The organism is Candidatus Thermoplasmatota archaeon, from assembly GCA_018814355.1.
Classification (GTDB): Archaea; Thermoplasmatota; Thermoplasmata; order UBA10834; family UBA10834; genus COMBO-56-21.
Map to the genome: position 1 here is coordinate 20,096 of JAHIZT010000018.1, position 11,578 is coordinate 31,673.

The window sequence follows — 11,578 nt, forward strand, 5'->3', positions numbered from 1 at the left end:
TATATCGAGCGCGGGAATTGATGGTCCAGGGAAGGACCATGGGAATCCTAGATTCGTTCAGGAAGAAGAAGGACATCATGTGCCCTGAGTGCGAGAAGGCTCAGAAGCATGTCAAGCTGGTGGAGACCGAAGGAAAGACGGTGGAATGTCCGGAGTGCCACTACATACATTTGGCCCGAAGATAGAAGGCTGGACTTCGAACTGCTGTTCCAACCTGAGATGAGCTGTGTTCTCTAGATTCATTTGAGTCAGCGGACGCTTGGAAGATTGAGTTGATAAAGATCGAATGAAAATGTTTTCGGAAGAAGCACTCAGGCTTCTTCGGTTTTAGGGTTTGACGACGGATCTACATCAGATAGTTGGCGTGGCTGTCCAGCCATTTCTGTAGGTTCCCCTGCAACTGGTCCAGAGAGTTCTGGAGGCCTGGGTTCCTATCCGCCTTCTCCTTGTGTATCTCGATCGCGTGCAACAGACCTGGTGGTCCATTCTGGGCCGGCGGAGGCGGCGGTGGCGGAGGTGCTGGCGGCGATGCCACGGTCACCGAGACCGTTGTGCTGTTCGTCAAGCCGTTGCTGTCCGTCACGGTCAGGTTAATGGTGTAGGTGCCGTTCGCAGCATATGTGTGCGTCGCGGTCACTCCAGTGGCGCTCCCACCGTCTCCGAAGGTCCAAGCATAGCTTGTTATGGTGGCGTCATCGTCCGCGTGTGACTTCGCACCGCTCACGTTGACTCTTAGTCCATCCTTTTCCATTTGGATGACTGCAACCGGGTATTTCTTGGCCGGGCTGACAGTCATCTTCACGTTCAAATCCTTCGAAGAGGAGTTCTTCCCTCCCCCATTGTCCGTCACGGTCAGATTGGCTTTGAAAGCTCCATCCTTCGCGTACACGTGCGTGACGATCTTGCCGTTGCCTTCCGAGGCGTCCCCGAATGTCCAGGAGTAGTTCGCGATCGAGCCGTCGGGGTCGCTCGACGCTGTCGCGTCGAACATAACCGTGAGGTTATTCGCATCGTAGGTGAACATCGCAACCGGCAGTTCGTTCACGGACTGTGGTTTCGATTTCGGAACCAACGATGCTAGACCCACCACCACGACGATCAGTGCGATCACTGCTATGGCGGTAACTATTATCATTTTTGCTTTTGGGCTGATTCTCTCCCCTCCCGGGCTAGCTTCATCAAGAGAAGTCAGTATCCCATAAATGCCTTTGCCTCAATTTTCGGGCGAAACCGTCGTTTCATCTGGAACCCTTCCACTGGAAGTGAAGCTTCATCGGAAGACAGACATCGAGCCCGGGCTGAGCGCCGCGAACCTGCTCAGAGTCCGTGCAGGTTTTCCACCGTTTGCCGTCCTGATCACTGAGACGCTGGTCAGGACCAGAAACGTCGACACTATGGCGAGAAAGTATCCCGGTCCCAGAAACACATAGAAGCCTGTTGGGTAGTGGTCCGGGTATGAGCCCAGTGCAAAGGACAGCGACTCTATTCGGAATGCGATCCCTATCAATCCAACACCCTGGAAGACTCCCCCAATCGGCGAAGCAAGCGCAAACATTGTCCCTATGATGAACAATCCTCCGAAGAGGGCAGCGTTATGCCCAGCGTGCTCCATCAGGTCCAAGATTGTGAACTGCATGTGGAAGTGGGAGTAGGGGTGACCGACAGTGAAGGGAAACGCTCCATTACTCGCGCGACTCACCCATACAAGCGAGAGCGACATCAGTCCGATAAACGCGCCGATGCCGGATTGCATGTTTGGCATCGAGTAGAATGCTGCTGCTTTCACAGCGCGTAAGGTCTTCCATTCCCTCATCCGAACACTACCAGTCAGACGTATGTGAGTTACCATGTATTGCCTTTCTCATGAACGACTACCGACGATAGACCGCGAGCGGAATGCGGAGCAATTGATCTCGGCTGAGGTCGAGCTAGACGCTCCGTATGTGCTCTCGATGAGAATGATGGATGCGAGTGTCTTTTCTCAGGCTTCCGGGGGATTCCGTGCCAAAGTGAAGCCAGACATTCTCTTCCTGATCTCAGAAACCCCTTCTGGATGCAATCGAGATGACAACAGAAATCCTTATCATCAAAAATGGAATGCACCCAATGGAGATGACCAGGAGGTAGGACCGTGGGAGGATTCTCAGAGAGATTCAGAATAAGGAAACCAGTGGCAATACTGAAAGAAGAGGATAGGAAGCAGATTCACGAAGCCGGTCTGAACGTCATGGAGAACGTTGGCGTCAGGATACACAGCAAGGTGGCCCGTGACTCGCTCAAGAAAGCAGGAGCCATTGTCGATGAGAGAACCAGCGTCGTCAAGTTCCCAACAGACTTGACAAAGTCATTGATCTCCAAAGTAGCACAAGGAATTGTCCTGGCGGGTCGCGAAAAGGAATACGACCTTCCCCTTGACGGCCAGCACTGCTACTACACGACAGATGGATGCGGGATCAGCGTTTGGGATCAGAAGACCCGCACCAGGAGACTCTCGGTCCTGCAGGACATAACAAACACGGCAACAATCAGCGACTGGCTGCCGTACCTCAGCATCTATGAACCGATGGTTGTCCCCTCAGACATCCCTCAGAATATACATGTCGTCGTTGGGATGAAGGAATCTCTCAACATCACGAGGAAGCACGTTGTCAGTGAATCCACATCGACCCCTGAAGAAGCAGAGCTCCAGATCAAGATGGCATCGGAGATCGTTGGCGGGTTGGAGGAACTGAGGAAGAGACACATCATGTCGGCAATGGTCTGCACGATGTCCCCCCTTACTCTCGATGGACACGCCACTGACGCAGCGATGGTCTGGTCGAGGGCAAAGGTACCAGTGCATATCACAGGGATGGCAATGATGGGGGTCAGCTCACCGGCGACGATCCCTGGGAATCTGGTCGTCAACCATGCTGAGACCCTGGCCCTTGCGGCGGCGATGCAGGCGCATACGCCAGGATCGCCGGCCATCTATGGCTCGGTCCTTTCGAACATGGACCCACGGACAGGGGCGATCCAGTTGGCCTCGCCAGAAGCGCTCATCCTGTGCGCGGCGGCAGGCGAGATGGCTAGATACGTCAAGATGCCGTCATATGGCGGCATCGGATGTAACGCAAAAACACCGGGCATGCAGAGCTCGCTGGAGAATGGCATGCTGGCCCTTACGAGCGCACTGTTCGGCCAGGAAGTCAACAATGGCATCGGGATGCTTGATTGTTCGACTGTGCTCTCCTACGAACAGATGATCATCGACGATGACATTGTTGGCAGGGCAATCTCGGCCGGACGCGAGATACTCGTCACTAAGGAGAGCATGCATCTAGACATGATTGGGGAAGTCGGCATTCTCGGAATAGGTACAAAGAAGGGAAGCTACCTGGGTGAGAGGGCCACCATGACGGAAGCGCGTCAGTTCTACCAGTCATCGATCTTCACCTCCGAACCATTCGAACAGTGGGAAACAAAGGGGAGAAAGGACGACCTGACATTGGCAAAGGAGAAGGCAGATTGGATACTCAAGAGCCACGAGCCTGTCATGCTGGATAGGGATATCTCGAGGAGACTCGATCAGATAGTGAAGGAAGCTGCAAAGGCATCTACTACTTAGGTTCGCATTCACTCATTGGGGAGATATGACAAGCAATACGGACAAAGGGTTCGTTTCTGCCGCGGATGAGTGCTACCATGGCAAAAGTGAAGCTTGATTTCCTTTCGAAGGAGGAAGAGGATCTCATTCACGAGCAAAGCATTGAGATGCTCGGCACCTTCGGAGTACTCATACGAAGCGATTCGGTCCTTGACCTGCTTGCGGAGAATGGGGCAAAAGTCGACCGTGTGAAGAAGATTGCCTATATCCCTGAGAACATCGTGATGGAGGCGATCGCATCTGCCCCGAAGAGATTCGTTCTTCGAGCTCGGAATCGTGGCAATGATGTTGAGCTGCCCGCCTCCGGGCTGCCGTACTTGACTACTGACGGGCTGACACTCTACGTACAGGATATCGATAGTGGGGAGAGGCGCGATGCGACCCGCAAGGATTTCGCGCAATTCGCCAAGCTTGCCGATGCCCTAGAATCAGTAAGCTTCTTCTGGCCCATTGTGACGATCTCCGATGTTCCGCAGGCAGTTCACAATCTGTACGAGCTCTGGGACTCCTTCAACAACTGCACACTCCATGTTCAAGGGGACTGCGTCAGTGCGGAGGACGCGAAGAGGCAGATCGAGATGGCGTCTCTTGTCTGCGGCGGACTGGACGGGTTGAGAAAAAAGCCGATCTTCTCATGCGCAATCGATCCCGTCGCCCCTCTCTCCTTCGACGGGGGAGCGCTCGAGGCACAGATGGAGTTCGCGCGTGTCGGGGTACCGGTTCTTTGCCATTCGATGTGCCTCGCAGGCATGTCATCACCCGTGACCATCGCAGGTACCCTCGCCATAGTCAATGCGGAGAATCTCGCTAGCCTCGTGATAACCCAGCTCGCCTCGCGTGGAACCCCTCACATATACGGTTCCTCATCTGCACCGGTCGACATGGTGACTGGCAACATCAACTTCTCAGCGCCCGAATGTCTGATGATATCCGCGGGTGCTGGACAGATGGCCCGAAGATACCATAGACCGTCCATGGTCTCTGATTGGGGAATGGGTGTGAAAGGCCAGGGGATTTCCTCGTCGTGCTCGGAACTTTTCGGACGCATGGCCTCGATCCTGAGTAGCAGCGACCTTGTGCCTGGGATTGGCGGCCTGGACGACGCGAAGGGGTGTTCGTTGGCACAGATGGTCATCGACTCAGCGATTTGGGACAACTTCCGAGCTTTTGCCAGGACCTTCTCGATTACTAAAGGGACGATTGCAATGGATGTTGTAAGGGATGTGGGTCATGGCAACAGCTTCCTTGGCCATCCGCACACGGCCAAAACATTCCGGGAGGAGCTATTCTTCTGGGACGACGAGAAGCTGGCTATGGAGTCAACTCTTTCTGATCGCATGATACCCAAATCCATAGAGGTTGCCAAGGATATTCTCAGGGACCACACGGTGGAATCGTTGGACAAGGCAGTCATTTCTGAAGGAGAAGCATTGCTCAAAGGGTACGCAAGAAACTCGTGATCAAATGCTACAATTCTCTGCTAGTCCGTGCATTCCTTCGGCATAAGCTATGATCTTGTTGGAAGATACAAGCTTCCTCTCAGCTCACTCAGAGCCCCGAGATTGATGGTGATACAAACGAGTGGGGCAAAGTCGAAGTTGAACTCACTGCGAACCAGACACTGTCTCCACATTCCAACAAACGAGACATACGCTCTGCTCTGTCAAGAGTTCCTATGCCGAAAAGGTCATTAAGTCTGTGAATCTGGACGGACGGGAGGGGTTGCGTCCTTCCGATGGTTAAGAAGGCGATTTGTTGGCTTCCAATCCTAATGCTGGCTTCCTGATTTCTTGATAAGAATGTGGCATGCATCATTATTTGTAGTCGGAGCGGCTAGACTCATTTGCGGCGAGCGCAAAGTGTGCTCGCGCAAAAAGGAGAATAGCGTAAATGAGTTACGGCAATTATGGAGGCGGCAGCCGCAGATCCGACTCAGGCCCCAGAGAGATGCACAAGATAAAGTGCGCTGACTGTGGAGCTGAGTCAGAGGTACCCTTCAAGCCAACAGAGGGTAGACCAGTCTACTGCCAAACCTGCTTCCAGAAGCACAGACCCCCACGAAGAGATTCGTTCTGATCGTTCAGTTCATTTTCATGAATTATTCGTTCAATTCGTATTGATTCGTAAACCCCTTCATGATTCTTTTGAACGCCATTTCAGCTGATTCACTCCGATTGAAATAGCTCCTGTTGCTCGAACGAGCGCCCATGCAGATATCGGCCCGGCGGACATTCGAGGCAAGACGTTCCCTGGTTGTCTACCTCCAAAAAAGTCTCCGTTCCTTTCACCGGTTGACTGTTGACCAAGGAGAACCTTATTCTATTCTCAAGTCAGTACGGTTCCTGCGCGGTGTTCCGAAGATGGAAAGACACCGTATGAGATTGTAGTCTACGGGGGGAGTTGAAATGACGAACAGAGTATTCAGGACAGCGATTGCGTTTTTTATTGTTTGTGTGCTCTCGTTCTCGCTCGTTCCGAGCGGCCTGGCTGCGCCCAAGGGAGGCGTGAAGCTGACCGTGGAGGAGATCGCCTTCGCGCAAGCCGTCGGAGTGGGCGAATATGCATACGACATCGACTGGACGTATGCCTACGAGTATGGTGAGTTCGAATTCCCGTTAGGCAGCGGCCTGGAGGCATGGAGAGGTGCTGGAAGTGAGCCCGCTCACGAATATGCAGAATACCTCGCAAATGAGATGACTGATATCGGTCTGCAGGACGTTAGCAAGGAGCTCTTCCCAGTCCATGCCTACAACTATGGGGGTGCATCGGTCCAGATCCTCGAGCCCGATGCCGGACCAGTGTGGCTCGCGGCTGGACACGCTGGATTGCCGGGGACACCGTCTGAAGGAATAACAGCGGAGATCGAATATGTCGGACTTGGCACAAGGTTCGATTACGAGCAGGTTGGAGATGTCACGGGAAAACTGGTCCTCATCGACGTAAGCGAGGAGGAGATGTATTGGCTTCAGTACCCTCTCTACGAGGCTGAACTGCATGGCGCAATAGGTGCAGTCGTCCACTGGATAGAGTATCAGGATGTCGAGGATTCAGTCGTGACCCATGACTCGGAGTCCAGGACGACGATTCCTGCCGTTTGCGTTAGCCACGAGAACGCAGAGAACCTGAAGACCTTGATCCTGGGAAGTGATGCCCCGGTGGAGGTCAAGATCTGGTGCGACGCTTCGATCGACTACGACGGCACGGCCTATAACATCTATGGGTACATACGAGGAACCACGAATCCGGATGAATACGTCATTGTCGGCGACCACTACGACAAGTGGTGGTATGGTGCTAGCGACAATGGAGCAGGTGTTGCACGATTGATGGGAATTGCCAAAGCATTGATCGACTCTGGCTACAGACCCTCGAGGACCATCGTGTTCATCGCCACAGACGCAGAGGAGTTCGGGTGGACAGATACCGAGTTCGACTGGGCGCTTGGCGCATGGTGGGCCATTTTCGTCCAGCATCCTGATTGGGTAGGAAAGACACGCGGATTCTTCCTGCTCGAAGGCGGAGGCGACAACGGAGCTACAAGCGTGTACGCTTCCGGCACTCCAGAGACCGAGTTGTTCAGAAAGTCGTTGCTGAGACTGTTCAACGAGTGGTTCTCGAGTAGGACTCCCTGGTCGTCATACTATAATCCAGCCGTTGAATGGACGGAGAAGTTCTCCTCCACCTGGGCAGATGGATTCAGCTTCAACGCCGCGGGGATCCCTGTTATGGATGTCGGGAGCTGGCGGTCGACCGAATACTCAGGGTATTCCTACCACACTCAGAACGACACGATGGAATGGAACTCCGCAGAGGGTCTGTCAATGAGCATCATTGCGAACGGCATCGCGGTTATTGAGCTCGACAGGGCATTATTTGCGCCCTACAGCTTCCAGAAGCGAGCGGACAACCTCGGGAAGTACCTTAACAAGGACCTGCTGAGGGAGGCTGGCGCGGACACTAGCGGACTCTACAAAGCCCTCGACGAATTCAAGACGGTCGGCGACGAAATTTGGAGCCTGATGAAGGCGACGAAGTCCTCAGACAAAGCTGACGAGGTCAACGCCATCTTGATGCGGGCGGAGGACAAGGTCCTGTCCGACCTCACGAAGGTCGGTGGCTACATTGAAGAGATGTATCCGCACCAGCACTATTTGGACGACTCCTGGTTTCTCAGGGAGGGCATCGAATCCCTCGAGGACGGGAACATCGACCGTGCTGTGATGTGGTTGTCCTGGGTCTATGGTATGTACACGGGCAGATGGGTCAGCTACGAGAACTACGAGTACATGCAGCTTGACCGGTGGAACGAGGACAACTTCAACCAGTTCTGGGGACGAGGACGTACGGCAACGATAGTCGACATCTGGCACGAGTACGATTCCCTGTGGACGAAGAAGAGCGCCGGCCTAGACGACTACTCCGAGGAGATCAGATCCCTCTGGGAGAAGTATGATGTCGTGGTGGACAACCTGCAGGCATCTCTAGACTACACGACGCAGACCCTAATCGATTCCACGACCATGCTGGAGCAGGCCAGGACTTTGCTCAAGTAGTCACTTGCTGCCAGGACTTCAAACCCCTTTACCATCCCATTTTTTCGATTTCTGAGCCAATCAAGTTTGACTTGATTGGAATCTGTAACGATTGCTGAGTCCAAGACTAGAGTGGATTTGAAACATGACCGAGCCAGCCATTCATTTTCTGATTTCAACAAGAACGAAAGACACATTACTAAGACCTGCGTCTCTTCCCCACCACTTCTTGTGGGGATCTATGTCCTCTGGTTGGCGTGCCGGTTGCCACTGGTTTACAATACTGGGCTCTCGCCCGTCCAGCTCTAACCTATGCCCTGGTCAGGACTTACCATGATATCGTGTAGCATCGTCACATGGTTGTACGACGAAGTAGATGGAGCGTATTGCACTGGACCAATACGTGATACTTCTCTGTCTCCTACGCGGTGGAGATCCTTTGCGCACTTGTTCTTGTGAAAGGGGTGAAAGAATATGGAAAAAGAGTTCAGCGTGAAACTAGCGAACAGATCTGGAGAGCTGGCGCGGGTGACAGAGGTCCTGCAGAAGGATGGCGTAAACATACGTTCAATCTCGACAGAGCCTCATGCCGAGGTCGTAAGACTGGTAACGTCCGACCCTGAGAAAACCCGCCAGAGCCTCAAGCAATCCAACATGCAGTTTTCTGAGAGGAACCTGCTGGTGGCCAAGCTCCAGGACAAGCCCGGAGAGCTCGCTCGAATCTCGAGTGCGCTCGCCAAGGAAGGCATCAACATCGATGCCGCGTACATGCTCGACAAGGACTCGACGCATGTGCATGTGGCGCTAGCCGTCAGCGACGAGAACAAAGCACAGAACATCCTGAAGCTTTGATCCTGACTGATAACCAGTCGACAAAACCCTTTCCCTTCAGTCTTTTCTATCGATGAGTCGTGTCCCAACTCGAGAGCCTAGCTCTTTTTCAACCGGAGGATTATTGCATCGAGCTAAACTTGATTCTCCGAAAAGCATGACTTTAGTCGCGGAACAAGGGCGCGCTTATTAAGTACCTATTCAAATACCGTCAGGCCGGAGTAGGTCTTATGGCCGTGATAAAGATAGAGAACGTTGTCGCCTCGACATCTCTCGGGGCGGAGCTAGATCTTCAGAAGATTGTGCTTGCACTCGAAGGTGCGGAATACGACCCAGAGCAGTTCCCGGGACTGATTTACCGACTCAAGGAACCTAAGACGGCGACTCTTCTTTTCAGAAGTGGAAAAGCTGTATGCACAGGCGGCAAGAGCCTTGAACAGGTGAAGACCGCAATCAGCAAGGTGGTCAAGCAAATCGAGGCTGCTGGCATTGTGATCAAGACCACGCCGAAGATAGAGGTCCAGAACATAGTTGCCTCAAGCGACCTCGGGTCGAAAATCAATCTCAATTCGATAGCCATCAGTATCGGTCTCGAGAAGGTCGAATACGAACCTGAGCAATTCCCTGGACTCGTGTACCGTCTTGACGTTCCGAAGGTGGTCGTGCTTCTTTTCGGCAGCGGAAAGCTGGTGTGCACTGGCGCTCGAAAGCCGGAGGATGTCGAGATCGCCGTCGAGAAGATCACACAAGAGCTAAGGGCCGCCGGCCTGCTTCCATAGACTGAGAATGCAGGCCCGTACAAGCCTCCATTCCGGACTGCATCCAGAAAGGAATATAGGCTCATCTAACCATATACGAGCGAGAAGTGGTTCGCGCAGAGCCTGTTCCCGGAGAATGAGAATCGTCTTGCGCGAACGGTCTGGGTCGGTATGAGATTTGCCTCTGGATGAGAAACTCCCTGAAGTTGTGGATCCTAGAGATGTAGCGTTCAAGATGAAGACAGAGTATTCTCGTGGCGTCAAGGATCATATTGAGAAGACACTAGAGGCCATGACCGACCTATGCAGGAAGTTTGAGCAGTCTCACGTTGATCTTGGTGTCATCCTCAAGGAAACCGTGGAACTTGTCTCGAAACGTTTTGGGATTTCTTCCGTTGCGATTGCCGTTAGGAATCCCGTTGACAAGCTCTTCAGATACGAGGCTGTAGCCGGTGTTGGAGAAGAGGTCGTGGGGGAGTTCAAGAAACTGGTCTACACAGAAGAGCAGGTCACGGACGAAAGCACGTACAAGAGCTACGCTATTAGCGATCTGACGAGGCTCTATCTTGACGAGGACCATCCATACGCTGCAGGTGAGAAGTTCTCCTACAGCAGGCCTGGATTGCTCGACATGAAAAGGAGGTCACTCACAGACAGCCTCGAGGCCGACTATATCGACGTCTTCTTTCGGGGAGGGGATGGAAGGCTCCTGGGCTGGATCGAGTTGTCTGGGACCAGAATGAGAAAGCTTCCGGACGTCGCAACGATAAGATGGGTAGAACTCCTATCATGCTATCTCAGCGTGGCGCTTCGGCTCAGGAGGCTGGAGGGATCTGCATAAGAGTACTCCTCACTGAGTCATACCTGATCAGCCGATAGGATGTGTCGGGGCCTGTGGGGCGACGAGGTTCTGAATCGAGTCTAGCCCGGCAATCCTTTTTCAATGGGAACAAGAAGCACTCAGCCGAACCAGAGTGTCCAGTACATTTCAGTGCCAGCAAAGGTCTCGGATTGCGGAACCGTGCGCAAGAGGTCTCACTGAAAGGGCTTCCTTTCACCGCCCCCCGCGTCTAGCCAGGGCGACGCCCATCACGGATGCGAACAATTCGAGGCACTTGATCGTCTCTGTATCGGGGAATCTGCCGTTCTCCATACCGGAAATCTCTATCCATCCGAGGAGGTCGTCGCCCTTCCCGAAGATGCAGATGTCGAGGTAATCCCCCTCGATAGTGTCGTCGAGGGATTTGCGTTTCGACTGCAGCATGAGCTCACGTTCGTAGGTGGCCTCCTCTCCATTTGCGTACGGATTGTCCTCCGCGAGCAGAAGGCGCGTGAACCTGCTTATCTGCATGGATTTGTAGACATCCTGGCTGTAGAAGTCTTCGTGCTTGTAGGACAGTCCCTTGTGAGCCTCCCACTCGGAGTCGGATAGACCAGACATGACCTCGTATCTATAGAGTCCGTCCGAAGAGGACCTCAAACCTATGGTGATCTCTTTGATTGCCAGCTTCGTGTTAATGGTGTCCGCAGCTTCTTGCAGGAACATGTGCATGTCTATGTCCGGGTCTGCGAGCTTGGTTATCAGCGCGTGGACGCAGTCCGTGCGCTCGTTGGCCGGGTTGCTGCACGCGTATTGATATGCAAGCCACAAGCGTTTCTTGATTATCTCCGGGTTGACTGCAACTTCTGACCCCATAGATCATACCTTTTTCGGCTCGGGACGAGGGACTCCTGGACCGTGGGATGTCCAATGCATTCAGCTGTATATTGCCTTTCTGGGAATAGAAGGGCGCCCCATAGGAAGAAGGAGA

11 protein-coding genes are annotated in these 11,578 nt (G+C 53.4%); 8 read left to right on the forward strand and 3 right to left on the reverse strand.

The features are described 5' to 3' along the window. Positions 1-20: 20 nt before the first annotated feature. Entirely contained in the window at positions 21-185 is a 165-nt protein-coding gene (locus KJ653_00765; protein MBU0684372.1) for a hypothetical protein, read from the forward strand. A 161-nt stretch (positions 186-346) separates the two neighbouring features. Here KJ653_00765 and KJ653_00770 read toward each other — a convergent pair whose 3' ends face one another. Then, complete coding sequence (locus tag KJ653_00770; GenBank protein MBU0684373.1) at positions 347-1,111, reverse strand: PKD domain-containing protein; 765 nt, start codon at positions 1,109-1,111, stop codon at positions 347-349. A 159-nt stretch (positions 1,112-1,270) separates the two neighbouring features. Next, positions 1,271-1,762 carry a hypothetical protein gene (locus KJ653_00775; GenBank protein ID MBU0684374.1) on the reverse strand — a complete coding sequence of 164 codons (492 nt, stop codon included), beginning with the start codon at positions 1,760-1,762 and terminating at the stop codon, positions 1,271-1,273. A gap of 369 nt (positions 1,763-2,131) precedes the next feature. Here KJ653_00775 and KJ653_00780 point away from each other — a divergent pair, with 369 nt between their 5' ends. From KJ653_00780 to KJ653_00810, 7 genes are all read left to right on the forward strand, one after another. Then, positions 2,132-3,607, forward strand: a complete 1,476-nt coding sequence (locus KJ653_00780; GenBank protein ID MBU0684375.1) for a trimethylamine methyltransferase family protein — start codon at positions 2,132-2,134, stop codon at positions 3,605-3,607. Positions 3,608-3,684: 77 nt separating this feature from the next. After that, positions 3,685-5,106 carry a trimethylamine methyltransferase family protein gene (locus tag KJ653_00785; GenBank protein MBU0684376.1) on the forward strand — a complete coding sequence of 474 codons (1,422 nt, stop codon included), beginning with the start codon at positions 3,685-3,687 and terminating at the stop codon, positions 5,104-5,106. A 430-nt stretch (positions 5,107-5,536) separates the two neighbouring features. Next, complete coding sequence (locus KJ653_00790) at positions 5,537-5,722, forward strand: DNA-directed RNA polymerase (protein MBU0684377.1); 186 nt, start codon at positions 5,537-5,539, stop codon at positions 5,720-5,722. Positions 5,723-6,051: 329 nt separating this feature from the next. Continuing rightward, complete coding sequence (locus KJ653_00795) at positions 6,052-8,199, forward strand: M28 family peptidase (GenBank protein ID MBU0684378.1); 2,148 nt, start codon at positions 6,052-6,054, stop codon at positions 8,197-8,199. 453 nt (positions 8,200-8,652) lie between these two features. Next, positions 8,653-9,030 (forward strand): ACT domain-containing protein, encoded by a 378-nt coding sequence (locus KJ653_00800; GenBank protein ID MBU0684379.1) that lies wholly within the window; start codon positions 8,653-8,655, stop codon positions 9,028-9,030. A 209-nt stretch (positions 9,031-9,239) separates the two neighbouring features. Further along, a complete protein-coding gene (locus KJ653_00805; GenBank protein ID MBU0684380.1) occupies positions 9,240-9,788 on the forward strand; it encodes a TATA-box-binding protein in 549 nt (182 codons plus the stop codon). 157 nt (positions 9,789-9,945) lie between these two features. Beyond that, positions 9,946-10,608, forward strand: coding sequence for a hypothetical protein (locus KJ653_00810; protein MBU0684381.1), 663 nt, complete (start codon positions 9,946-9,948; stop codon positions 10,606-10,608). A gap of 213 nt (positions 10,609-10,821) precedes the next feature. Here KJ653_00810 and KJ653_00815 read toward each other — a convergent pair whose 3' ends face one another. After that, entirely contained in the window at positions 10,822-11,463 is a 642-nt protein-coding gene (locus KJ653_00815) for a hypothetical protein (GenBank protein MBU0684382.1), read from the reverse strand. Positions 11,464-11,578: the final 115 nt, after the last annotated feature.